This is a genomic window from Coleofasciculus sp. C1-SOL-03, assembly GCF_040220555.1.
In the GTDB taxonomy this organism is placed as follows: domain Bacteria; phylum Cyanobacteriota; class Cyanobacteriia; order Cyanobacteriales; family Coleofasciculaceae; genus Coleofasciculus.
On sequence record NZ_JAVJUO010000224.1, the window covers coordinates 1 to 24,636 of the forward strand.

Annotated in this window: 22 protein-coding genes and 3 tRNA genes; 7 read left to right on the forward strand and 18 right to left on the reverse strand. The window is 45.8% G+C overall.

Annotation, left to right across the window (positions count from 1 at the left end):
* Positions 1 to 156: 156 nt before the first annotated feature.
* Positions 157 to 783 (reverse strand): restriction endonuclease subunit R, encoded by a 627-nt coding sequence (locus RIE73_RS34015; RefSeq protein ID WP_446405377.1) that lies wholly within the window; start codon positions 781 to 783, stop codon positions 157 to 159.
* A 223-nt stretch (positions 784 to 1,006) separates the two neighbouring features.
* Positions 1,007 to 1,363 carry a DUF565 domain-containing protein gene (locus RIE73_RS34020; protein WP_446405378.1) on the reverse strand — a complete coding sequence of 119 codons (357 nt, stop codon included), beginning with the start codon at positions 1,361 to 1,363 and terminating at the stop codon, positions 1,007 to 1,009.
* Between the two features lie 165 nt (positions 1,364 to 1,528).
* Here RIE73_RS34020 and RIE73_RS34025 point away from each other — a divergent pair, with 165 nt between their 5' ends.
* The 5 genes from RIE73_RS34025 to RIE73_RS34045 all read left to right on the forward strand — a co-directional run bounded on the left by RIE73_RS34025 (position 1,529) and on the right by RIE73_RS34045 (position 12,030).
* The gene (locus RIE73_RS34025; RefSeq protein ID WP_446405379.1) at positions 1,529 to 2,113 is read left to right on the forward strand and encodes a hypothetical protein; all 585 of its coding nucleotides are present in this window, start codon (positions 1,529 to 1,531) and stop codon (positions 2,111 to 2,113) included.
* 182 nt (positions 2,114 to 2,295) lie between these two features.
* Positions 2,296 to 4,233 carry an ArnT family glycosyltransferase gene (locus tag RIE73_RS34030; RefSeq protein ID WP_446405380.1) on the forward strand — a complete coding sequence of 646 codons (1,938 nt, stop codon included), beginning with the start codon at positions 2,296 to 2,298 and terminating at the stop codon, positions 4,231 to 4,233.
* A gap of 473 nt (positions 4,234 to 4,706) precedes the next feature.
* On the forward strand, positions 4,707 to 5,168 hold the full coding sequence (locus RIE73_RS34035) for a toll/interleukin-1 receptor domain-containing protein (RefSeq protein WP_446405381.1): 462 nt from the start codon (positions 4,707 to 4,709) through the stop codon (positions 5,166 to 5,168).
* Between the two features lie 44 nt (positions 5,169 to 5,212).
* Positions 5,213 to 9,079 carry a tetratricopeptide repeat protein gene (locus RIE73_RS34040; RefSeq protein ID WP_446405382.1) on the forward strand — a complete coding sequence of 1,289 codons (3,867 nt, stop codon included), beginning with the start codon at positions 5,213 to 5,215 and terminating at the stop codon, positions 9,077 to 9,079.
* Between the two features lie 680 nt (positions 9,080 to 9,759).
* Positions 9,760 to 12,030 (forward strand): PAS domain S-box protein, encoded by a 2,271-nt coding sequence (locus tag RIE73_RS34045; RefSeq protein WP_446405383.1) that lies wholly within the window; start codon positions 9,760 to 9,762, stop codon positions 12,028 to 12,030.
* A gap of 34 nt (positions 12,031 to 12,064) precedes the next feature.
* On the opposite strand, the gene RIE73_RS34050 is transcribed toward RIE73_RS34045, so the two are convergent.
* From RIE73_RS34050 to RIE73_RS34065, 4 genes are all read right to left on the reverse strand, one after another.
* Positions 12,065 to 12,517, reverse strand: a complete 453-nt coding sequence (locus RIE73_RS34050) for a salt stress protein, Slr1339 family (RefSeq protein ID WP_446405384.1) — start codon at positions 12,515 to 12,517, stop codon at positions 12,065 to 12,067.
* A 252-nt stretch (positions 12,518 to 12,769) separates the two neighbouring features.
* Entirely contained in the window at positions 12,770 to 13,375 is a 606-nt protein-coding gene (locus RIE73_RS34055; protein WP_446395489.1) for a vWA domain-containing protein, read from the reverse strand.
* Positions 13,376 to 13,561: 186 nt separating this feature from the next.
* Positions 13,562 to 14,044 carry an NAD(P)H-quinone oxidoreductase subunit N gene (gene ndhN, locus RIE73_RS34060; protein WP_446405385.1) on the reverse strand — a complete coding sequence of 161 codons (483 nt, stop codon included), beginning with the start codon at positions 14,042 to 14,044 and terminating at the stop codon, positions 13,562 to 13,564.
* 106 nt (positions 14,045 to 14,150) lie between these two features.
* Positions 14,151 to 14,297: a hypothetical protein gene (locus RIE73_RS34065; RefSeq protein WP_446405386.1), complete on the reverse strand. Its 147-nt coding sequence runs from the start codon at positions 14,295 to 14,297 to the stop codon at positions 14,151 to 14,153.
* A 131-nt stretch (positions 14,298 to 14,428) separates the two neighbouring features.
* Between RIE73_RS34065 and RIE73_RS34070 the strand changes: the two genes are divergently transcribed.
* Positions 14,429 to 15,334 carry a Uma2 family endonuclease gene (locus RIE73_RS34070; protein WP_446405387.1) on the forward strand — a complete coding sequence of 302 codons (906 nt, stop codon included), beginning with the start codon at positions 14,429 to 14,431 and terminating at the stop codon, positions 15,332 to 15,334.
* A 240-nt stretch (positions 15,335 to 15,574) separates the two neighbouring features.
* On the opposite strand, the gene ctpC is transcribed toward RIE73_RS34070, so the two are convergent.
* The 6 genes from ctpC to RIE73_RS34100 form a co-directional block, all read right to left on the reverse strand.
* Positions 15,575 to 16,870, reverse strand: a complete 1,296-nt coding sequence (gene ctpC / locus RIE73_RS34075; protein ID WP_446405388.1) for a carboxyl-terminal processing protease CtpC — start codon at positions 16,868 to 16,870, stop codon at positions 15,575 to 15,577.
* A gap of 313 nt (positions 16,871 to 17,183) precedes the next feature.
* Positions 17,184 to 17,483 (reverse strand): ABC transporter permease, encoded by a 300-nt coding sequence (locus RIE73_RS34080; RefSeq protein WP_446405389.1) that lies wholly within the window; start codon positions 17,481 to 17,483, stop codon positions 17,184 to 17,186.
* 48 nt (positions 17,484 to 17,531) lie between these two features.
* Positions 17,532 to 18,476: an ABC transporter ATP-binding protein gene (locus RIE73_RS34085; protein WP_446405390.1), complete on the reverse strand. Its 945-nt coding sequence runs from the start codon at positions 18,474 to 18,476 to the stop codon at positions 17,532 to 17,534.
* 487 nt (positions 18,477 to 18,963) lie between these two features.
* The gene (locus RIE73_RS34090) at positions 18,964 to 20,445 is read right to left on the reverse strand and encodes a hypothetical protein (RefSeq protein WP_446405391.1); all 1,482 of its coding nucleotides are present in this window, start codon (positions 20,443 to 20,445) and stop codon (positions 18,964 to 18,966) included.
* A 425-nt stretch (positions 20,446 to 20,870) separates the two neighbouring features.
* Positions 20,871 to 20,944, reverse strand: a tRNA-Ser gene (locus tag RIE73_RS34095).
* Positions 20,945 to 21,037: 93 nt separating this feature from the next.
* A tRNA-Leu gene (locus tag RIE73_RS34100) sits at positions 21,038 to 21,107 on the reverse strand.
* A 337-nt stretch (positions 21,108 to 21,444) separates the two neighbouring features.
* On the opposite strand from RIE73_RS34100, the gene RIE73_RS34105 reads away from it, so the two are divergent.
* On the forward strand, positions 21,445 to 21,636 hold the full coding sequence (locus RIE73_RS34105; RefSeq protein WP_446405392.1) for a hypothetical protein: 192 nt from the start codon (positions 21,445 to 21,447) through the stop codon (positions 21,634 to 21,636).
* Between the two features lie 221 nt (positions 21,637 to 21,857).
* On the opposite strand, the gene RIE73_RS34110 is transcribed toward RIE73_RS34105, so the two are convergent.
* The 6 genes from RIE73_RS34110 to RIE73_RS34135 all read right to left on the reverse strand — a co-directional run bounded on the left by RIE73_RS34110 (position 21,858) and on the right by RIE73_RS34135 (position 24,441).
* On the reverse strand, positions 21,858 to 22,058 hold the full coding sequence (locus tag RIE73_RS34110) for a hypothetical protein (RefSeq protein ID WP_446405393.1): 201 nt from the start codon (positions 22,056 to 22,058) through the stop codon (positions 21,858 to 21,860).
* A gap of 116 nt (positions 22,059 to 22,174) precedes the next feature.
* On the reverse strand, positions 22,175 to 22,375 hold the full coding sequence (locus RIE73_RS34115) for a hypothetical protein (RefSeq protein ID WP_446384458.1): 201 nt from the start codon (positions 22,373 to 22,375) through the stop codon (positions 22,175 to 22,177).
* Positions 22,376 to 22,659: 284 nt separating this feature from the next.
* Positions 22,660 to 23,619: an N-acetyltransferase family protein gene (locus RIE73_RS34120; RefSeq protein ID WP_446405394.1), complete on the reverse strand. Its 960-nt coding sequence runs from the start codon at positions 23,617 to 23,619 to the stop codon at positions 22,660 to 22,662.
* Positions 23,616 to 23,909: a GNAT family N-acetyltransferase gene (locus RIE73_RS34125; protein WP_446405395.1), complete on the reverse strand. Its 294-nt coding sequence runs from the start codon at positions 23,907 to 23,909 to the stop codon at positions 23,616 to 23,618. Before RIE73_RS34125 ends, RIE73_RS34120 begins: the two co-directional genes overlap by 4 nt.
* 40 nt (positions 23,910 to 23,949) lie before the next feature.
* Positions 23,950 to 24,351: a hypothetical protein gene (locus tag RIE73_RS34130; RefSeq protein WP_446405396.1), complete on the reverse strand. Its 402-nt coding sequence runs from the start codon at positions 24,349 to 24,351 to the stop codon at positions 23,950 to 23,952.
* Positions 24,352 to 24,369: 18 nt separating this feature from the next.
* Positions 24,370 to 24,441 (reverse strand) — tRNA-Gly (locus tag RIE73_RS34135).
* Between the last annotated feature and the right edge of the window lie 195 nt (positions 24,442 to 24,636).

The window sequence follows — 24,636 nt, forward strand, 5'->3', positions numbered from 1 at the left end:
GCGGGTTTAGTAACTCAATTAACTTGTCACCGATAACCTATCAACAAAACCCGCCCTCCCTCACCGATAACCTATCAACAAAATCCCCTCCCCCACCGATAGCCTATCAACAAAACCCCCCTCCCTTATCCCTCATCATCGTATTATATCGACACGTTATCCCGCTATCTGACCTAAGCGTTTCAAAATACTCAAGACATTATATAATTCATTGCCACGATTACGAATATCAAAAATATCAGACGTGGTGTACTGCGGGGGTTCACCTTTAACCAGCTTGATAAACATAAAACTACCGCCGGAGGTAATCATCCCAAAAACAGGTTTGTCTGGGTGAGGAGTTGCTAGCATATAGGCAAGAATTTGGTCGAGTCCGGCTTCTACGGAATAAGCGACCTGTTTCGATTCAATCACACTCACCCAAAATTGCTCATTCAGAAGCAAAACGTCTATTCGTCCTTTAATGACTGAGCCACCATCTTCTGTAGCAATTTGTACAGATTTTTCTAATTTAATGTGAAAAGGAGGCAAATAAAACTGCCCGACAAAAAGTAAAGGCGACAAAACAGCGATATTAACCGTATTTTCTAACAAGGGCGGATAATTCCGCAAATTAATGTAGCCAGCTTTTATCTGATCCAATAGCTGTTTTTCTTGGTTGGTGAGTTCAGGAAGGTTATCTTGCCACTCTCGGAAAAATTGGTCATCTTCAACGAGTTGAAGTCCATAGAAGGTGATCAGTTCCCGCAGGGTTATGTTTTCTGCTTGAATTGTTTGAACCATGAGTATGAATTATGAATGATAGGGGAGTTGGGGAAACTTGAAGGGCATTTAGGTTAGGGAATAATCGTCAAACCTGCCCCTACGCAAAACTTATTCGGGGCGGGTTTAGTGACATCTGGGTGAGGTAAGAAACGATAATAGTCAAACCCGCCCCTACGCAGAATTAAAAATTATATCTGACCTTATAACCTGACAAATGACAAATGACAAATGACGAATGACACTATGAACCCAGTTTAAACGCTTCCAAAAACATGCTATAAACCAAACCAATTTTCAGAGCATTCACTGTTTCAAGGAACCATGACAAACGAGATGCTCTGCTTACAGAAGGCAAACCTTGGCGATTTCTGCCATAAACAATCCGGCTCACCGTTTCCGTGAAAATAATTAAAATCCCAGCCGCAATCACATCCCAATCAGCCGTCTGTCCGGCTGTGGTTGAGATAGCACTACCCAGGAAAATACCTGACAGTAAACCCAGCAAAATCATGGACAAGCGTCGCCAGGGATTGGCAAACCACTGGGCTAACCTTGCCAAGATCACATCGACGAGAGTATTAAGACGAGTATTTTGCATCGATCAACCAGAAAGCAACCACACACAGACCTTAATCACTTAACCTTTTGTGCAAAATAACACGGTTTCGGTCAAGCTTGTTTCAATGAGAGTAGGGGGCTGGCAATTCATTTTGTTAGCACCCCCCACAGACGCAGTGGTGCAGAGTCAATCCCCTCAAAACGAATGAAACGACTAAACTATATGCTATATCCAGTATTTATCATCGTACTCTTTTTAGGTATGGCTGGACTGGGACTGGGATTATTTGAGTTCAAGGTTTGGATAGAACCCCCATCCTCGGATACAGCATCATTACCCTCGGTGAGCAAATCACCAGAGGTTCCTGAGGTGGAAACGGCTCAACCCTTATCGCCAGCACTATCACCACTCTCTTCACCGTTACCGTCGCCAGAGGCTTCACCCACTCCCCCCCTTGATCCCGTTGCACTAGCGGCGCAAAAAGGAGGATTGCGAGTTAGTAATTCCACAGAACATCCGGTGCGGGTGGCGCTGCTAGAACGTCAAACGGATTCAAAGGCTAACGCCAAACCCGCCCACTGGGATTTTTCCCCTATGGAAGGAGGAAGCCAAGGGCTGATTCTTTCTCTTCCCCAAGATGATCTGATTTTGGGAAACGGAGATATTGTTGTGGCATTTGCTCAAGATGGTTCTCGTTTGTATTGGGGACCTTATGTGATTGGGGAGACGCCTGTACCCGTCTGGAATAAAAAGACAGGCGAATGGGAGTTAGTCTTACAACCGTATTAGGTTTGTAGTCAGCGCTGTCTTCGCTTCTGGCACGCTTCGTGCCTACTACGAAACCAGTAGAGACGCGCCAGGGCGCGTCTCTACACTGTTGGACAAGGAACTTGACGGGGTTGTCCCAGTCAGGGAAGGGGTATATTGCGATCGCGCTTCTGGCTAAATTAAGTTGGAGACGTTGAGAGTTAATGTTACCCTTTCGTGACAAAGTAGTGGAAGTTGAATCTAAGGATAGGATCGCTCAACCAGTGACAAAGTGGTGGAATGTTTGGGAAAAGCATCCAACTCGTTTGTGGATGTACTCGGTTTTAGGGTTAGCTGTGATCTGCTGGGTGGCGTTTTTATGGCACTTAGGCAGTACGGGGTTGGTGGATGAAACAGAACCGTTATTTGCGGAAGCCGCCCGCCAGATGACGGTGACAGGAGACTGGATTACGCCGTATTTTAACGAGGAGACTCGATTCGATAAACCGCCCTTAGTCTACTGGTTGATGGCGATTGGCTATCACCTCATCGGCGTGAATGAATGGGCGGTGCGACTTCCCTCAGCGATTAGTGCGATCGCGCTAACGGTTTTCGGCTTTTATACGCTACGCTATTTTGGTATTTCCCGTCCCCGTACCCTGGTTGATGAAAATTCCTCTGAATTAGAACACACCTCAAAACTCGTCAATCCAGAACGCCAGCGCTGGTTATCGGCGGGAATTGGGGCGACATTGATTGCATTGAATCCGATAACTTTGGTTTGGGCGCGGACTGGGGTTTCGGATATGCTACTCTCTGGCTGTATGGGAACGGCTCTTTTATCGTTCTTTATTGGCTATGTGCAAGGGGAAACCGGGAGACAGGAAGCGGGGGCGCAAGATAGCCGACACCGTAGAAAGGGAAAACCCATTTTAGGGTTTGCGTCGGGTTGGTATTTGGCATTTTATATCTTAATTGCCTTAGCGATTCTTGCCAAAGGACCGGTGGGATTTGTCCTCCCTGGATTAATTATTGGCGCATTTTTGTTATATCTGGGGAAGTTTTGGCAGGTGGTGCGGGAAATGCGCCTGTTTTGGGGATTGGGTATTATTGCTGTCCTGGCAATTCCCTGGTATGTGTTAGTTACCTTGGCGAATGGCGAAGATTATATCGAAAAGTTTTTTGGCTATCACAATATTGAACGCTTTGTCGGGGTGGTGAATCACCATTGGGCGCCGTGGTATTTCTATTTTCTGGTTGTGTTAGTCGGGTTTGCCCCTTGGTCTTGTTATTTGCCTTTAGCGATCGCCCGATTACGGTTTTGGCAGGTTAAAAAATGGCGTTCGTCCCCTCGTGCGAGTCAGTTGGGTTTATTTGCCCTGTGTTGGTTTGCAGGGGTGTTTGGCTTCTTTACGATTGCTGTCACCAAACTTCCCAGTTATGTTTTACCGTTAATGCCTGCGGCGGCAATTTTGGTAGCATTATTGGCAAGTGATTTACTCACCTATCCCCGTCCTCAGCGTCTCTTGGGGTTACGGTTGAGTGCTGGATTTAATCTGATTCTTCTTGGTGTCATCGCTGGGGCAATTTGGTATAGTCCTAATTTCATTGGCTATGATCCGGCGGCGCTGGACTTATCGGAAACCTTGCAAGCCTCAGGATTACCGCTACGAGGAGGTATCCTCTGGGGAATGGCGGCGGTAGCGGCGGTGATTGCCTTATGTAGTCGTCGAGGGTGGCGTTGGTTAGGAACGATTAATTTGGTGGCGTTTGTGGCGTTTATTATCCTCGTGGTTTCCCCGGCTGCTTTTTTGTTGGATCAGGAACGTCAGCTTCCCCTACGAGAATTATCTGCGATCGCGGCTGAGGTGAACCAACCGTCAGAAGAGTTAGTGATGATGGGGTTTGAAAAGCCTAGTGTCGTATTTTATGCCGAGCGATCGGTTAATTATTTTGATGAAGAACATAAGTTCATTGCCTACATTGAGGACATCGCTAAAATTGAACCTAATCCTCCTTCAACTCTGGTTTTAATTGAGTCTAAGCGATTTAATCGACTTAAAGAAGAATGGCTCAAACCGAGTGAATATACCATCATTGATAACAAAGGAGCCTATCATTTGATTCGAGTGACTAAACAAGTTATTGCCCACAAGCTTTAGCCTTCCGGGGGAATTAAGTAAGTAGGGCTTGCTGTATGAGTGTGGAAGGTACGCCAGGTAAGGATTTCAAGCCATTTTCTGACCCAACAAGTGCAAGGTTTTTACACTATAACCGTCAAAACTCTGGAATTTTTGCCGACCTCAGCGCCGAATTTTCAGGCAGACAGAGGGTTGAAACCATTGCCTATTCCCTATTCCCTATTCCCGATCCCCACCACAAAACTTATTCAGCAACCTCTAAGTAGGTGGGGAATGAGAAGAAACCCCTCACCCGTCCCACTATTAGATCCCCCTTCCGTCCCCCTTAAAAAGGGGGAGACCAGAGGATGCTTCGCTAATGGGTAGATTAGAATTGTAGGAGCGCATGGCGTGCGCCCATCAAGTAGTGCGAGCATCTTGCTCGCTACTCATTCCCAATTTAAACGCATAACAGCTTAACCATTTAACCACCCCCAATTCAAGCCAATCAGCCGATGGAACGCGAACAAGTTTTTATCAGTTATAGCCACAAGGATAAAGTCTGGTTAGACAAACTCCGGACGATGCTAAAACCGATGATCCGGAACCAAAAAATTTTCGTGTGGGATGATACAAAAATCCAAGCAGGTGCGAAGTGGAAAGAAGAAATTGAACAGGCTTTAGCTAGGGCGAGTGTAGCGGTTTTAATGGTGAGTCCGGATTTCCTCGCCTCTGACTTTATCGCTGACCATGAATTACCCCCTTTACTCGATGCGGCTCGCAAGGAAGGGGTGAAAATTATTTGGATACCCATCACTTATTGTTTATACGATGAAACCGAGATTGGAGAGTATCAAGCGGTATACAATCCCAAGCAACCTTTAGATACTCTCAATCCTGCTGACTTAAATAAAGCATTAGTTAAAATTTGCAAGGAGATAAAAACAGCCGTCACCGAGAGTTCTCAAAACCCTTAATAAACCCACTGTCATCTGACACCAGGTCAGTGGGTCTAAATCAGGTGTCTACTCTTCAAATACCCCATAATTTAAAGCATAGCGGTGTCGTTAAATTTGTGGGACGCTCTGATGTCCTCAAACAATTACATCAACAATTACAGCAAACGGAGCGCATCGCGATTTGTGCTGTAGCTGGGATGGGAGGGGTAGGTAAAACCGAATTAGCCCTACAGTATGCTCTACATCACCGCAAACAGGGAACTTATCCCGGTGGTTTGTGCTGGATACAGGCGGGGGAATCTGTTGTAGGAACTCAGATTGTTAGTTTTGCCAGAACTCAATTAGATGTACAGTTACCCGATGGATTAGACTTAACAGAACAGGTGGCTTACTGCTGGCGATATTGGCGTTTAGGGGATGTTCTATTTATTTTCGATGATGTGCGAAATTATCGCCAGATAAAACCCTATTTACCACCTGCCGAATCGCGGTTTAAGGTGTTGATTACTACCAGGTTGCAAAGGTTAGGGGCATCTTTTCAAATGAAACCTCTGGATGTACTTACCGAAGAAGCCGCGATTGCCCTGTTAGTTTCATTAATTGGATCTGAACGGATTGAGGCAGAACCGGAACAGGTAAAACGTCTATGTCAAGACTTAGGCTATTTACCCTTGGGATTGGAATTAGTGGGGCGATATTTACAGCGTAAGCCTGATTTATCATTAGAGAAAATGTCTCAGCGTTTGGGGTTAAAGCACCGTTCTCTAAACAATCCTGACCCAGACATGACCGCAAAATTAGGCGTCGAAGCGGCATTTGAGTTGAGTTGGCAAGAACTGAGTCAAGAGGCTCAAAAGTTAGCTTGTTTTTTGAGTTTATTTGCCCTGGCTCCCATTCCTTGGACATGGGTGGAACAATGTTGGTCAGACCAAGATGTAGAAGAGTTAGAGGATATTAGGGATGATGAATTGGTGAATTTGAGCTTATTGAAACGGGTAGATAAAGAGAGTTATCAACTGCACCAACTGATTAGGGAATTCTTGAAAGAGAAGTTCAAGGAATTCACTGAAGCATCAGAACTTAAACAAAGGTTTTGCCAGGGGATGGTCATGGCAGCAAAGCAGATTCCTAGGGTGTCAACTAAAGATGATATTGTCATCGCCACCCCAATGATTCCGCACCTAGCAGAAGCCGCAACGACTCAGAAGGATTGGTTAAGTGATGAGGATTTAACCTGTCCCTTTGTTGGCTTAGGTCGATTTTATCAAGGTCAAGGACTCTACAAACAAGCTTTACCCTGGTTTAAGCAGTGCTTATCAGCAACGAGAAAGCGTTTAGGAGATGACCATCCCGATGTGGCAAGCAGTCTCAACAATCTGGCAGAACTCTACTATTTTCAAGGAAGGTATTCAGAAGCTGAACCTTTGTTTTTGCAAGCTTTAGAGTTGAGAAAACGCCTGCTGGGAAATAACCACCCATTCGTGGCAACCAGTCTGAACAATCTGGCTCTACTCTACCATTCACAGGGAAGGTATTCAGAAGCTGAACCTTTGTTTCTGCAAGCCTTAGAGTTATATGAACGTCTGCTAGGAGATAACCATCCATTCATGGCAACCAGTCTGGGCAATCTGGCAGGACTCTACGAATTACAGGGAAGGTATTCAGAAGCTGAACCTTTGCATTTGCAAGCCTTAGAGTTGAATAAACGTTGGCTGGGAGATGACCATCCCGATGTGGCAGCCAGTCTGAATCTTCTGGCTAATCTCTACAGATCACAGGGAAGGTATTCAGAAGCTGAACCTTTGTTTCTGCAAGCCTTAGAGTTGAGAAAACACCTGCTGGGAGATGACCATCCCGATGTGGCAACCAGTCTGAACAATCTGGCTCTACTCTACTATTTTCAAGGAAGGTATTCAGAAGCTGAACCTTTGTATCTGCAAGCCTTAGAGTTGAGAAAATACTTGCTGGGAGATGACCATCCATTCGTGGCAACCAGTTTAAACAATCTTGCTAATCTCTACTCTTCACAAGGAAGGTATTCAGAAGCCGAACTGTTGCATCTGCAAGCCTTAGAGTTGAGAAAACGCCTGCTGGGTGATGACCATCCTGATGTGGCAATGAGTCTGAATAATTTGGCATATCTCTACTATTTACAGGGAAGGTATTCAGAAGCTGAACTGTTGCATCTGCAAGCTTTAGAGTTATATAAACGCCTGTTGGGAGATGACCATCCTGATGTGGCAATGAGTCTGAATAATTTGGCGGGACTCTACGATTCACAGGGAAGGTATAGTGAAGCCGAACCTTTGTATTTGCAAGCCTTAGAGTTGACAAAACGCTTGCTGGGAGATGACCATCCCCATGTGGCAGCCAGTCTAAACAGTCTGGGTAATCTCTACAGATCACAGGGAAGGTATAGTGAAGCCGAACCTTTATATCTGCAAGCCTTAGAGTTAAGAAAACGCCTGCTGGGTGATGACCATCCTGATGTAGCAACCAGTCTCAACAATCTGGCATATCTCTACTATTTACAGGGAAGGTATAAAAAAGCCGAACCTTTGTTTCTGCAAGCCTTAGAGTTATATAAACGTCTGCTGGGAGATGACCATCCCGATGTGGCAAGCAGTCTGAACAATCTGGCAAATCTCTACTCATCACAGGGAAGGTATGAAAAAGCTGAACCTTTGTTTCTGCAAGCCTTAGAATTGATAAAAAGCCTGCTGGGAGATAACCATCCTCATGTCGCAGCCAGTCTGAATAATCTGGCATATCTCTATTCATCACAGGGAAGGTACGAAAAAGCCGAACTTTTGTATCTACAAGCCTTAGAGTTATATAAACGCCTACTGGGAGATGACCATCCCGATGTGGCAACCAGTCTGAACAATCTGGCTCTACTCTACTATTTACAGGGAAGGTATTCAGAAGCTGAACCTTTGTTTAAGCAAGCTTTAGAGTTGAGAAAACGCCTGCTGGCTGATGACCATCCTCATGTCGCAGAAAGTTTGAACAATTTGGCAGGACTCTATTCATCACAGGGACGGTATAGTGAAGCTGAACCTTTGTATCTGCAAGTCTTAGAGTTGAATAAACGTTTGCTGGGAGATGACCATCCCGATGTGGCACGCAGTCTGAACACTCTGGCTCTACTCTACTCATCACAGGAAAGGTATGATGAAGCCGAACCTTTGTTTGTGCAAGCCTTAGAGTTGAATAAACACCTGCTGGGAGATGACCATCTTGATGTAGCAGCTAGTCTGAACAGTCTGGGTAATCTTTACTATTCACAGGGAAGGTATGACGAAGCTGAACCTTTGTATCAACAAGCCTTAAAGTTATATAAACGCCTGTTGGGAGATGACCACCCCGATATGGCAACCAGTCTGAACAATCTGGCATATATCTACTCATCACAGGGAAGGTATTCAGAAGCTGAACCTTTGTATCTGCAAGCGTTAGAGTCATATAAACGCCTGTTGGGAAATGACCATTCCCATGTGGCAACCAGTTTGAATAATTTGGCTAATCTCTACTCATCACAGGGAAGGTATTCAGAAGCTGAACCTTTGTATCTGCAAGCTTTAGAGTTATATAAACGCCTGCTGGGAGATAATCATCCCTATGTGGCAACCAGTCTGAACAATCTGGCATATATCTCCTATTCACAAGGAAGGTATGATGAAGCAGAATCTTTGTATCTGCAAGCCTTAGAGTTGAATAAATGCCTGCTGGGTAATGACCATCCCTATGTGGTAAACAGTCTGAACAATCTGGCTTTACTCTACTATTCACAGGAAAGGTATAGTGAAGCCGAACCGTTGTATCTGCAAGCCTTAGAACTATGTAAACACCTGCTGGGTGATGACCATCCCACAACAATTACTATCCGTGAAAATTTGCTCCAAATGCGCGAAGAATGGAATAAATAGGTTTCCTCTATTTCAGTCTCCGATTATGCTTTCTTTGTAAGTTACGGCTGTTTTATACATTTCAATTATTGAAAGAATAGTAATTCCTGATGAAAGAGTAGCTAAATATCATCCATAATAGTAATATCAACAGATCCTTTTAGCTGCCACCACAAGACCGAAAATTGTTGGTTAAGACTGGAGGGGGAAGGATAACGGATGAGTTGTGCCTACAGGGACAAAGTTGGTTAGCCGTTTCATTTAAATGGTGTTAGCCAGGACAACAGCACAGCCAGGAGTGTGTCGGCGTCGATCAGGATTGCATCAAATCTCTAAGCTAACCCGATAAATGGGGTTACTCTATCCTGCGGGAATACCCAAGGGGAATGAGAAGACTCTGCCGATGTTCCTGAATTCAACCGAAAACATTGACATTTTTCATCGGCAATATGTTGCTAGTGCAAGCAGGCATAAGACAGGAGGGAAGAACCCTTATACAGTAAGCTGTTGCACCTTTTTTAACTAGATACTTATTTCCGCCACGCTGCACTCGGAAAAAGATTAGCTCTGGTTCCATGCAACTTGATAATGATCCAGGTTTTGTGCTAAAAAGTAAGTTTTTTTAGAGTAATTCTCCATCCGGTTAACGTCACTCATCACTCTTACTGAGTTGAATCACGTCCTAAAGTCTAGCAACAACAATGGTAGAACAACCAACATTTCTCGATTTAACGGAACTCAATCACCCCAACCTCCAGGGATCAGAACCCAATGGAACAGGTTTGAGTCATCTGGTGGCAAATATTCCCGGTGCGATTTACCGCCGCGCTTGGGATTCCCAGTGGACAACACGGTTTATTACTCCAGCTATCCAGGATATTTGCGGTTATCCAGCCAGTGATTTTATTAAAAATCGAGAACGGTCTTTAATCAGTATTATTCATCCTGATGATAAACCAATTATTGAACAAGCTCTCGAAAAACAGCTAACTACTCAACAGCCTTATTGGTTGGAGTATCGGATTGTGCGATCAGATGGACATATTATTTGGATTTGTGACAAAGGACAGGGAATTTTTGACGAAACTGGACAACTTCTTTGGCTGGATGGAATCATCCTGGATATTAGCCAGCGTCAACCTGAGGGTCACATTAGCCACACGGTACAACCGTCAGAAACTATTCAGGAATCTGATGCACTTTATCACCTGATGGTGGAAACGGCGTCAGAGGGAGTTTGGATGTTTGATGTGAACAGCCAAACCGTTTTTGCTAATTCTCGTATGGCGGAAATGCTGGGTTATAGCGTCGAAGAAATGATCGGGCGATCGCTCTTTGATTTCATGGATGCAGAAAGTCGCCCTCTTTATTCAACCTATGTCTTGCGTCGTCGTCACGGTATCCACGAGCGCCACCCGTTTAAGTTTCGCCGTAAAGATGGCTCAGAATTATGGGCAATTGTGTCTGCTACGCCTATTTTAAACGCTCAGGGTGAGTTTGTCGGTGTGTTGAGGATGATTACCGATATTAGCGATACCCATGAGGAATCCACGCAACGCCAACAGGCGGAAAATGCATTGCGAGAGAGTGAACGGCGATTCCGGGCTATTTTTGATGCAACGTTTCAATTTATTGGTCTGCTTAAACCCGATGGTACGGTGTTAGAAGCCAATCAAACCGTGTTAAATTTTGGCGGATTGCGGCGTGAAGACGTGGCGGGGCGTCCCTTTTGGCAAACCCGATGGTGGAGTCATTCATCAGAAATCCAGGAACAATTAAAACATGCGATCGCGGCGGCGGCGGCGGGTGAATTTGTGCGCTATGAAGTGGAGGTTGTTGGCGCGAATAACCAGGTAATCACGATTGATTTTTCTCTTAAACCCGTGACTGATGAAACCGGACAAGTTGTACTCTTGATTCCCGAAGGTCGTGATATTAATGAGCAGAAGCAAATCAGAGAAGCCTTGCGCCAGTCGGAAGGTCGATTAAAACTTAAAAACAAAAAACTCAAGCAAGTGTTACGCCAACTAAAAAACACTCAAGCTCAACTGGTTCAAAATGAAAAAATGATCAGTTTGGGTCAAATGATGGCGGGTATCGCCCATGAAATTAATAATCCAATTAGCTTTATCTATGGCAATATTACTTATGCTCACGACTATACCCTAGAGCTGTTCAATTTGCTCGAACTCTATGGCAAACACTATCCAGAACCTGTACCCGAAATCCACGAGCAGATTGAGAGGATGGATCTGAATTTCTTAAAATCAGACTTTCCTAACCTGCTCAATTCCATGCAAGATGGAGCAGAACGTATCCGGGAAATTATTCTGTCTTTACGCAACTTCTCGCGTTTAGATGAAGCAGAACAGAAGTTGGTGAATATTCATGAAGGGATCGATAGCACGCTGCTTATTTTACAGCATCGATTAAAAAAGACCATCTTTCCCAAAGAAATACAGATCATCAAAGATTATGGTCAACTTCCTCAGATTCACTGTTATCCCAGTCAGCTTAATCAGGTGTTTATGAATTTACTCAATAATGCCATTGACGCCTTGGAACAGAAGAAAAAACATTATCAACACTTGGATGGGAACCAAACGATCACCATTTCTACTAGCGTTATCACTCCAGATCATCATTGTCTATCTACTCCAGTTGAAGACCTACAGAGTCACGAAAACAAGGCAGAGAACGGAGGAAATGCAGCAGACGAAAATGATAGAAATTCTGCTTCTTTAATTATTCGTATTGCTGACAATGGCATTGGTATTCCAAAAACATTACAAAAGCACATATTAGATCCGTTCTTTACCACTAAGCCTGTGGGCGTCGGCACAGGTTTAGGGTTATCAATCGCCCATGCGATTATTGTGGAAAAACACGGCGGTAAACTTAGTTATCAGTCTGAACCCGGTCAAGGAACAGAATTTATCATCGAACTACCCATACACCCGCCTCTAAATTAAGATTGTAGAGACGTTGCATGCAACGTCTCTACAATCACGGCGTTTCCCGCAGTGCTTGCAGATAATCCATCGCAGCTTCCAGTTTGGAAGAATAGCTATAGGAAAACTCTTCAAACCAAAGCCCCTCATCAGAATGTGGCTTCAAATTATTTAACCACTCTTGGGCTTGTTGCTTCAGAGCGTCCCGTTTGCGTTGTTCTCGCTGTTTTGCCTTGAGTTCTTCTTCTTGCCGTTGCTGCTGCCGTTTTCGTTCGGCTTCGTGTTCTTGCTCCTCAAACTCAGCCTTCAGTTCTGAAAGCATAGCATCTTCTACAGGCGATCGCGAAGATTGGGACGAGGAAATAGGTTGATAGGTTGACGAATTCGTTCTAGGTGATTTCAAGTCGTCCTCATCCAACAGAGGTTTTTTCTCCGGGGGTTTTCCCTGGTCTTTTTCTTGATATTCGGCTTTAATTTGGGCTAATAAGTCATCGGGGGATTCTGCCATAAGACTAGACTCTCAGTTAGGAGAGATTTTTTTATCAACAGTTACAATTAAGGACATATCCTCAAACGGTCATGTCCTCTATATCTTCTATTTTAATCAGCTTGGCTATACCAATTCTGACACCGAATCCCTTGATCTCTGCTCAGAGCGATCGCCTGAGGTAAGGATCGGATACTAAACCCAAACAGCATAATACTCACAGATGAGGTAAATGCACCCCCTGTGTTCTACAACACACGCTCACTTGGTTATCTAATCAATTACAGCATTGAGCAACACGTCCGTTAAGGTCATGTCCTCCATATCCTCAATCGTGACCGTATCTACAATGTCAAACTTCGCACCCGCACCTTGCAGTTCATCATCCAGAATCTTGAGGAACTTCGTGGCTTGAGGATCACTGCCAATTTGGATAAAAGAAATCGCTAACTCTTCATCCTTTTCAATTCGGCGTGACGCTTCGATAATCACCTTCATCACGGCTTTGCGGTCATCGGGTTCCCCATCCGTAACCACCAGTAGGGTTTCACCATTCAACTTTGTCTGACCGCTAGTCTTGCGCTGAAAATAGTTATTGAGGGCATCTTCTAAGACAGATGCCAAGTCTGTGCGTCCTGATGGCTCATTTTCCTGGAATACCTGCATGACTTTATTAGCTGTCACGCCATCATAGCGTCTGAAGCGACCCGAAAATAGGTAAATGGTAATGCCATCAGGATCAAATTCTTCACATTTATTCGCTAAAGCCAGAGTAGACTCTTGCATAACATCCCAGCGGCTTTTGCCAGAATACTGATCCCGAATTGACATACTGCCGCTTTTATCAATGATTAAGGTATAATCTCGTTTCTCTAGCATAAAAACGTTCCCAAATCTACTACAGTCCTTCTCAAGGGTATCAAACCCACCATTAGGCGATCGCCAAGTTTACGGTGGCGACAGTTGGTGAGCAGGGCTGTAGGGGCGGGTTTTACGGAAAACGTTTAACGTTTTGGTGCAAACTGCTGGCATTGTAGAGACGTTGCATGCAACGTCTCTACAGGATTAGGATGCCAACTCAGATAACGTTTCCTGAAGCGGCTGCCAACGGAAATAGCGATCGCCTCCCATTTCAATTGCCACTTTCACCCGCTTCTCCTGTTTAGGTAATGCGATGAAATATTCAAGTTCTTGGCGCGACAGACTACTGCCCTCAATTAGCCACAAAACCATCCCTTTCGACTTAGGGGGTAGCGTTTCCAACTGATACGTCAGGATAGGCGGGATAAAGTAAACCTCACCCACCGCAGCGCTTTGACCGATGGTTTTCTTCCCCAAATGCGGCGGACGAACACCGTGAACCCTTGTCAGATAAGCGGCTGGATCGCCCAATCCCTTCGCTGAGAGGGAAATCGTCGTATAACCCGCCGCCCGCAGTCGTCGCCGATAACGTCCTTCAAATCCTCCTTCTAAGGGAGCGTACAATGCCAATGTGCCGGACTGTTCTAAATCCCGAATAAACGTCTTTCCGGTGGTGATCAGTGCCATCTATTTCTCCGATTCCGCCTTAAGTTTTGTTAATTCTTATGAGCCAATTATATAGGGATAGAGGGTTCATGGCACATCTAGCAAGAGGAGGCGATTGAAATCGCGGCTACACTTGCCAAAGTCCGCCTGTGCGGACTGGGTTATAACAGGAGTAGCGTTCCTCGGATTTGGTATCAGTTGGTGTATTGAATAGCGATCGCAAGACGTAAAAACCATGCCCTAAGCGTAGTTGAAGGGTTAATTGTTGGGACAAACGCCAGCCACTGTAGGGGCGGGTTTAGGAACTAGCGCTAGCTTGTTACCCATAACTCAACAACAAAACCCGCCCTTATTCATAAGTAGGGATTGTTAGGATAAAGCCAGTTTTCTTAACAATTCCCGTCCATGGTTTCATTCAACTATCCCGTTCCTCAAACCGATCCACAGGGTTCACCCAAAGAAACGCTACCGACGATGTATGATCTTCCGAGTGAATATCCAGAGGAACCGGGTTTGCCTGACGAATTCCATGATTGGCAAGCGCAATTATTGAGCTTGACATTTTGCCCTCCCCACTATCCCCTTTCACAGATCTTTTATGCCAGCGACTTGAACCTTTACTATGATGTGCGTCATCCTCTGTGGCATAAACGTCCAGATTGGTTTGGGGTTGTCGGCGTGCCGCGACTGTATAATGATGTGGATATGCGCCTGTCTTACGTGGTTTGGCAGGAGGGCGTCAATCCGTTTGTTGTCGTGGAATTGCTCTCCCCTGGAACCGAGAGGGAAGACTTAGGAGAACAGATAATCCCAGCGCCAGACTCTGAGCCGGAACAAGGTCGAGGAAATGGGCAAGAGAGTCAGCCTCCCACTGAAGATAAACCGCCGCGAAAATGGCAGGTTTACGAGCAGATTCTACAGATTCCTTACTATGTCGTATTCAGTCGTTACACCGATCAGCTACGAGTGTTTAAACTGAATGGAGCGCATTATCAAGAGTTAGAGGTACACGATGGGCGAGTATGGATGAGTGAGTTAGACTTAGGTTTGGGATTATGGCAGGGAGAGTTTCAAGGAATTAATCGCCTCTGGTTGCGTTGGTATGATGCTCAAGGAAACTGGATTCTGACGGAAGCCGAACAACAGAGACAACAAGCTGAACAAGAAAGACAACGAGCTGAACAGGAAAGACAACGAGCTGAACAGGAAAGACAACGAGCCGAAGCCACACAAGCTCGGTTAGATGCTTTGATGGAGCGACTGCGAGAATCAGGTATTGATCCCGATACCTTTTTCCAGGATCAGGGTTAAAATCAGTCGAGTCACTACAGTTTGCGATCGCCAGAAGTATTGAAAAGAGATATTAACCTTGTCTACATTAACAACAATAGAAGTTAAAAACATAGACCATTTAGAAATTGCCAGGACATCAGCCACTTATAGCAGCTACCTTGGCAGGGAGAGGGCATTCTTTACTGTTCCCTGTTCCCTGTTCCCGATTGAACCCAAGTGATGCCCTAACCTATCGCTGTAGTGCTATATGACTGCTACCTATGGAGACTGAACTGATGCCCGATCATTGGGTTGTTCGGCAATTGCCTGGTTGAGAACGTCTAGGGCTTTTACATATTGGGGATCGTCTGGCGTACCAATTTTAGTCCGATCCTTCTGTAATTCCTTGCGCTGTTCCTCAGTCAGTTCGATGACAATATCCGGTGGAATCCCTTCCTTATTAATATCGCGACCACTGGGCGTCAAATACTTAGCAATGGTCACCGCCAAACCCGAACCATCTCCGAGTCCGCGTACCGATTGTACCAAACCCTTGCCAAAGGTCTGAGTTCCGACTAACGTGGCTCGTTCGTTATCCTGCAAAGCACCTGAAAGAATCTCACTCGCACTAGCTGAACCGCCATCGACTAAGACAACTAATGGTTTATCGGTCAAGGCTCGATTTCTTCTAACAATTTCTTCATTTGAGCTACCCTGACGGTTCACCGTAGACACAATCTTGCCTTTATCCAGCCACATACGGGCAATCTCAATACTGGAGTAGAGTAATCCGCCCGGATTAGAGCGCAAATCTAAGATGTAGCCATTAACATCCTGTGTCTCTAAATCCTTAATCGCCTCGCGCATTTCCTCGGCTGCGATCGCGCTAAACTGATTTAGGCGAATATAACCAATCCCACCCGTGGGGGTACTCCGATAACTGTAGCGTACTGGATGAATTTCAATCCGCGCCCGTGTGATTGTATAGTCGATTTCCTCCTCGTCGCGTTGAATGGTAAGCGTCACCTCAGTACCCGGTTTGCCGCGAATCAGTTGCACGGCGTCATTAACATCCATGCCTTCGGTACTCTGACCATCAATCTTAACGATAATATCCTTGGCGAGAATACCTGCCTTAAACGCTGGTGTATCCTCAATTGGCGAAATCACCACCAACTTTTTCGTGTCCTCATCCTGGGCGATTTGAATTCCCACACCCGTTAATTCCCCAGAGGTATCAATTTGCATGTTTTTGAACTCTTCGGGGTCCATGAATCGGGTATAGGGATCGTCCAGCGTCTCGAGCATTTCCCGAATGGCTTCGTAAGCGTCCTGCTTGTCAGAATACTCACGGTTTAAATACTCATTCCGAATGGATCGCCAATCCACCTGGTTGAAGGTAGCATCTACATATTGGCGATCAATAATTTGCCAGACTTCATCGACTAGCTCTTTGGGGCTTTCCTGAAAGAAAGCCTGACTTTGAGATAAATGCAGACCAGCCCCTGTAACTGCAACCGTTGTTAAGACTACTGCGGTCGCCCCGACCACGAGGCTACGTTTTGTAATTACCATAATCCTTTCACAAGCTGGAGGAAAACGACTGCAAAGGAATTACGCTCACTCTAACACAGGCTATGCCAGCACGCTCCTGTTGCACATCTTTGTTATCCATCCTAACTTGCTTGCAGTCCGGATGATAAGGTTGTTGAGTTTTAAATCGGGACGGCTGAAGGGAAATGCGGCTGTATTTGCCCTGATCCAATCGCTACACTAAATACCCAGCAAGGCTTACAGGTGTCCAATAGGTCACCGTTTCCCCTTCGAGTCGCCACACAATGGTATCCAATGAGGTAGGGTCACAGCAATGTCGTCCCCTTATTTTGATTCAACGAAACAACTGGGGATAAATCTGTCGCCAAGCTAACCCAGAAAAAATAGCGATCCCTAGAACCAGCCCAATTAACTCCACCAACCAAAATTTTGGTAACCCTAGAGACCAACGCAATAGGTCAACCAAAGCAGCCAGGGGCAATAGATTGGCGATCGTCCCCAGTATAGGCGGTAACGTTTCACGGGGAAAGTAGGTTCCACAGAAGGTAAACATAGGGACGATGAACAAGAAAAGTGGGATGTTAATTTGGTCAATTGTTGCCACCCAGATGTTAATAAACTCGCCCCGACTCAATGCGATAATTTTTTTACAAATGACAAATGACGAAGGACAAATGACAAATTAGTCAAGTGACGTACCTGTCAGGCGCAAAAATACATCGTCTAAATTGGTATGGCGACGGGTTAAGCTAACAGGATGGGTATCACTCAGATAGTCCCACAGAGGGTGGGGATTGTCTGCTGGTAAGCCAATCAAAAAACCATTGCCAAAAGAGCAATACCAAGTTTGATACTGATGGGCAAGTTGGTGGAGGATTTCTGCGGAAATGCCCTCAATTTCTACCACCTCTGTGCCAACAGTACGCTCAATCAATTCCTCAGGTGTGCCTTGGTCAATCATTTTACCCTGTTGGAGTAAAATAAGGCGATCGCACAATCGTTGCGCTTCATCCATATAGTGGGTTGTCAACAACACCCCACAGCCCTTTTGCTTAAGCTGACTGACTAGCTTCCAAAAATCTTGTCGTGCATGGGGATCAAGTCCAGTTGTTGGTTCATCCAGAAACACCACTTGTGGCTGATTTATCAACGCCCGTGCCAATACCAGACGCCGCTTCATCCCGCCAGACAGTTGATCCACCCGATGTTTAGCATAATCTTGCAACCCTACTTGTGCCAGTAACTCCCCTGCCCGTTTTCGGGCAGTTTTGCCGACAATCCGATAATGATGGGCAAAGAAAATCAAGTTATCGAAAACACTAAAATCGGGGTCTAGATTATCGTCTTGAGTCACAATTCCCATCGAGGAACGCGCCAAACGTCCCTGAGATTGGATTTGATGCTGTCCAAGTTGAACAAAACCCCGACTGGGAATTACTGCACCATACAGCATTCCCACTGTAGTAGTTTTCCCAGCACCATTGGGACCAAGCAGACCCAAAATTTCTCCAGAATTCAGCGTAAAATTAACACCTTGCACAACATGATTGGAACCATAAGATTTCCACAAGTCATAAGCCGTGAGTACCACGGATTGGGTTTGAGGTTGGGCTTTTGTCAGAGTCATAAATAGTGGTCGCTGAATAAGTCTTGTGGTGGGGAGAGGCAATAGGCAACAGGCAATAGGCAACAGTTTCAACATCTCGACTGCGCTCGAGGTTGAGGGAAAATTTGGCACTTAGGTCGAATGGCACGCTCAATAAGCATTATGAGATCGCCAAAACCCTTGATATACCGTAGGGTGGGCATTGCCCACCAGCTTTAAGTCAGTGACATTCCACTTAGGTCAGCTTTCAATCCCAGGTTTTTTAGGGTAGTCGTGTAAAAATTGAAAGCACTTGTTGGGTGGAAAAATGGCTTGAAACCCAAATCTTGTCTATCTTCCACACTCATGCAGCAAGCCCTAAATAATGGTGCTTACACCGCCGATTGTTTACTTTTTGGAGCCATGATTCCTTGTAGGGGCGCAAGGCTTGCGCCCAGAAACCCTATCAAATATACCGCACTATTGTAGCTGTGCCATGCCAGTAAGGTGGGCAATGCCCACCCTACTATTAATCATCCCTTACAGGCAACGGAGTCTCCAGAATTTCCATCAACAACTCCAGCCGGGAAGGACGAGACAAAAGCGGAATCAGGTTGGGCAATGAGTAATAGTCACCCGCAAAGGTAAACGTATCCACCTGCACTTGCCGTTCTCGCAACTTTTGTTCAATCCAGTCGTAGGAACCGCCCACTTTGACAATGATCACATTTGGCAGCACATTCAACTCTTGACAATAGGCATCAAAAGCATTACCAAAATAGGGTGCAGTGTTTTCCCCTTGATCCGTCACCAAGATAAACTGTTCCACCAACTGCTTACGCCGACACATCGCCTCAACGCTACAGCCGATACTGGTTCCACCCCCAGCCCGGATGTGTTCAAAGGCACGCTCCCAGTGGCTGTAGAGATGCTCCTGCGGCAGATTATTCGCTAAGATATCGCCCAATCGGGTATCACGACTCAGGTTGGCTTGGACGGGGTAGGGCATCGTGTCAAAGGCATAGACAAACAACTCCGCTTCCGTAATCCCGGAAATCAACGCAGCCAGGTGCTTACCCACCTCCAAGGCTTGATACATGGAACCCGACTTATCCACCAACAGCGCCGTGGATTTGGCGATTTTGCCGCGCTTTTTCACCTGCTCATCCATAACGCGCTCTAACTGAGCGGTAGTGGCGAGATCTAACCCCGCTGCTTCAGCCGCAACTCGTCCCTTGAGGGCGGATACACGGCTATCCGATTGAGCCGCCGTTAACTTTTCATCAATCAACGCCTTCACCTGGGGGTGTTCCATGGCTCCCCGCGCCTTGAGAGACTTGAGGTTATTAATCACCTCTTGGGGTGTCATGGAATTAATCAAGGCGACTAATACCGTGGGCGTAATTTGCTTGACTGCGCCAATGGCAATCGTGTAAGGAATCTTATGCGCCACAATTTGCCGTGCTTGTTCCGTGGGAGTTGCTGCTTTTGCTAACTGCTTCAGCGCAAACGCCAGACTATCCTCCGGAGGTGCATCCTTAAACAGGATGGCATTCGCCCGCTCACTCGGCTTAATGTGTAAGGTAGCGTAGAGATGCTTCATGGACTTGCGTCCCCGCAACGCCGCACGGTCAAAGAATTGGGGCTGCTTTTCCCGCTTTTGCAAATAGCGCCGTACTGCGGTTCGGGCGGAACGAGGAACCTTCTGTTGATGCTGCTTCATGAAGTCCACAATTCGCGCCACTTGGTAAGGTGGAAACGTTTGCAGCAACATGAATCCGGCTTCTCGGTGTTCCGTTAACTGACTGGTCAACAGATTTCCGACAAAGACTTCTTTGTGGTCACGAACATCCCCTTCTTTCTGATACCATACACCGAGGTGTCCGTAGAAAATGGGGTCAAGTTCCACCATCATTTTGTGCAAGTCTGCAACTTTATTTAATTCTCGGTGAGGGGTGGTTAACAGACTGTTGAGCATTTCCAAACGCAAGTCGCGTTCTGCGGTATTCATGACAACCTCCTTTAAGAAAAGAATGGAGGCAAATGTCGCACGCTTTGACTAAAAATAGTGCCGCACAAGTTCAGAAAGCTGTTGGGTTTACCGTGACAGGGTAAGTATGTAAGCTTTCCCGGTTAGGGCGCGGCGACAACTGCCATTTTTTGTGAGTAAAAATTGGGTTGAGTAAAGGGCGACCCGATCATCTGTAGGGGCGGGTTTTACCGATAACATACAAGCAAAAACTGGTAACTTTTGTAAACCCGCCCTGTTTCCAGAGTTTTTAGTGAGTGCAAGCGGGTCGCCCCTACATCCGAACCAAAGGTGACATCTTCAAATGAGTGTGAACGATTTAACCTGTGCCAAAATTTCAAAGGTTTTGACTAACATCGGCGTTTCCCCCGTAATGTTAAAGCTAACGCGCAAGTCAAAAAAGCCGTTGGTTCATACACGGGAATCGAACCCGCGACACATCGATTTCCAGTCGATTGCTCTACCAGTGAGCTAGTATGTAAGCTTTTTCAGTTTGGGCGCGTTAGCGCTCTTTATTTCTTCGGGCAAAATTGAATGGATGAATCACTTCGCGCAAGTTAAAAAAGCCGTGAGTCATACGCAGGATTTGAACCTGCATGATCTTGAGCCTAAATCAAGCGCCTTTTCCATTCGGCTAGTATGTAAGCTTTTTCGGTTGGGGCGCGAAGTGAATTTCAACACTGGCAAATAAAGATAGCACTACGCACTCTAGTTAGGACAAATGAATAAAAAATTAAATCGCTTAATCCCTTGATGAGTAAGCCTTTTTCTTCACTATTGCCTATTGCCTATTGCCCATTGCCTGGCGCGTAGCGCTATAAGAGATATCCCGCGCAAGTTAGCAAAGCTATATTACTTGGCGCTCTACCCTTGAGCTACAGACCCCTTAAAAGTGGATCTGGTGGGATTTGAACCCACAACCTCCCGCGTTAAAAGGCGGAACAGTATGTAAGCTTCACAAGTAAGGGCGCGGGATATTGAATGCTATATTTTAGACGTTGGATTGAAGGAAATTTGGTAAACTTACCGTTATTTGTACTCATCCAAAATCTGAGTGGATTGGGGCGATCGCGCAAGTCAAAGCAGCTTGTTTTTTTACACCTCTCCCAGAGGCGGAGAGGGCAGGAATCGAACCTACAATCTGAGTTGAAGTCAGATGTTACCAGTTTGTAAGCTGCTTCAGTTGGGGCGCAATCGCCCCCGTAAATCTCGCGATGTATTGAGTGGGAATTCGCGCAAGTTCAAAAAGCGGTTTGTGTTTCTGAGCTACTCCCCCAAACAGTGGGGGAGAAAGGATTTGAACCTTTGCCAGTTCGATTATCAATCGAATGCTCTACCGTTTGTATGCTTTTCTAGTCAGGGCGCGAATTCCACTAATTTCTGATGCAAATACTTTAACCGTAAACGGCTTCAGGACGGATGATTAGGTCGCCACTGGGACGCCGATCGACAACATAATCAGTTAAGCGATCTCGCCCTACCTCAAAATACTGGGCAATCCGTTCTTTGACAACCGAATCCTTCATCCCTACTTGAATACCAAGCTGACGTTCTGGAATATCATAGGAACGACCTTCAAAGCGAATGTGAACCATGCTGGCACCTCCTAGAACTTGATTTGATTGGTGTTTATCAATCTATCTGCGGAGCGAACATCCTCATTTTGTTAAAACGACCAGCATTGAGTTAGGTTCACAAACACTGATAGTTCTTAGAGTAAGAAGCGCCGCTCTAAAGAATAGACGGTTTGGCTATAACGGATTTGAGCCGTCATTTGATTTAGACTGTTATCATTTGACTCTAAACGTTCTTTTTCCGTCATAGATAGGGTTGAATTTCGCTGATTCGGTTTAGTATCCCACTCAATAGGTGTGAGAACATGACGAACCAGAGGTGTATACAGGAATAGCATAATGAACCGATTCCGATTACAAAAATCCTGATTGACCTTCGTGAAAATTCCCGACGTTTTATTCGATTTTCAAGGTTCAGACTGGACGTTTGAGGTAGAGAGTTTTGACTCTCATCTCTCTGTCATGTATTTATACTACATACATACTACAGACTTGTCAATAGACTGGACAAAAATTTTTTTCGGGGAGTTCCTGGAGTAAAGATGCAGGGGGGTGGGGAAGATGAGGGAGATGGGGAAGATGGGGGAGCAAAGGACGAATGACGAATGACGAATGACAAACCTCACAACTCTTTAACCAAGCTAATATGAGTCTTTACGGTACTAAAACCAACCGATTCATAAAGCCGCAGCGCCCCTGACACGTTTTTCGCATCAACGCCCAGTTTGGCAGTTTCCACCCCAGCCGCCTTGAGTTGTTGCATCCCAGCCAATAACATCGCTCGTCCTAACCCTTGCTGACGAAAGCCTCGCCTGGTTCCTAGAACAGCAATCTCGCCTTCACAACGTCCGTTGCGTTGATTCTCTTCGGGATTCACACGACAGTAGCAGAACGCAGCATACGTTCCATCTGGAGCCACTGCAAGTAGACTCAATTCGGGCTTGTAGTATGGGTCTTGCCATTCATGTAATATGCGCTCAACGGTTAACTCATGATGATTCCAGTGATCGATAAACGTCTGGTTGTACAGTTCCACATACGCCTCAACATCTTCTTTTCCTTTGCTGTAACCCAGGGTAAAACCGTCTGGAAGTTTGGGTTCTGGGATAGGTTCCTGGAGACTTCGCGCCATGGTGAAGAAATAGCGATCGCGCTTAAAACCACAACGTTCTAAAATGGTAATCCGGTCAGCTTTATCGGCGCGAGAACCACAGCGCACGTTTACCGATAAACCTCGTTCTTGACTCACCTGGCGTAAGCGTTCCTCAGCCCAAGTGATAATCTGTTCCTCTACATCACCGCTTCGTGCTGTCGGATGAACCCGAAACCCCAGAAATCCATCAATCCCTGTATCAGTAGGAACAATCCACAGCCGACCGAAACCGATAAGCTGATCATCAGCATCTTGCCAAAGAAAGAGATCTCGTTCTTTATCGATAAAGGGGTCATCAAAGGATTGCTTGAGTTCGGTGACAGATGTACCTTCCTCAAGCTGATCAACGGTTTCACAGGTGTTGATCAAATTCGCGATCGCGTCTAAGTCGATTTCCCCACGATAGGGACGTCGGGTGATAATACTCATTCTGCAATATCCTTAACATAAGCGATTTGAGTGTGTGTGGTCTGGAAACCCACTGATTCGTATAACCGCCTCGCCCCGGAAGGGTTTTCCGCATCGACATACAGCATGGCGGTTTCCATTCCCTCGGTTTTCAACTGCTGCATCACAGCTTGTAACATACTGCGTGCTACACCCTGCTTGCGGTAACCGCGTCGCGTACCAACCGGATTAATCCAGCCCTGATTCCCATCTTTGGGGATGTAGCCGTCGCAAAAACCCGCCCAAGTACCATCAGGCGCGATCGCAACCACAGACAAGTCGGGTCGAAATTCGGGATTTTTCAGCTTATGGTTAAAGGCTGCAACGGTATCTGGGTGATAATTCCAGTGATTCCTGCATTCGTGCTTCTGCCCAAGCGATAATGTTCCTGTATAGAGAATCAACCCGTTGCGTGGGATGGACACGAAACCAGAGAAAACCATCAACGGTTTTCCCAACTGTGGGAATCATTAACCCCGCCAATGCAATTAATTGACCCTCTGCATCTTCCCACAAGCGAATATCCCGTTGCTGATCCACTGAGGGTGCATCAAATTGCATTAATATATCAGACACTGAGGGGTACTCGTTAGGCAAATCAACCGCTTCACAGGTTTTCAGGAAACGTGCGATCGCGTCTATGGTTAGAGTTGTCATACAATTAAGCAAATAGGTCAGTTGCTGCAATTTGAGCAACTCGATTACTAGAATCATAGTCAATTCATAGTTCAAAGCGGATGATGGGACTCGAACCCACGACATTCAGCTTGGGAAGCTGACGTTCTACCACTGAACTACACCCGCAAGTGACTCTCAACGAGAATCCTTAAGGTATTATATCAATAAATTGAACTAGGGAGGTTGATAACAGACAGCCAGTATGATACTATATGGTCATATTGGCTTAAATTTACTCATATTGGCGATATTCCTTTGAGAGAAGCCCTTAAGCGACTTGGATTACATAAAAACACGAAGCAGGAAGTAGGCAGATAATGG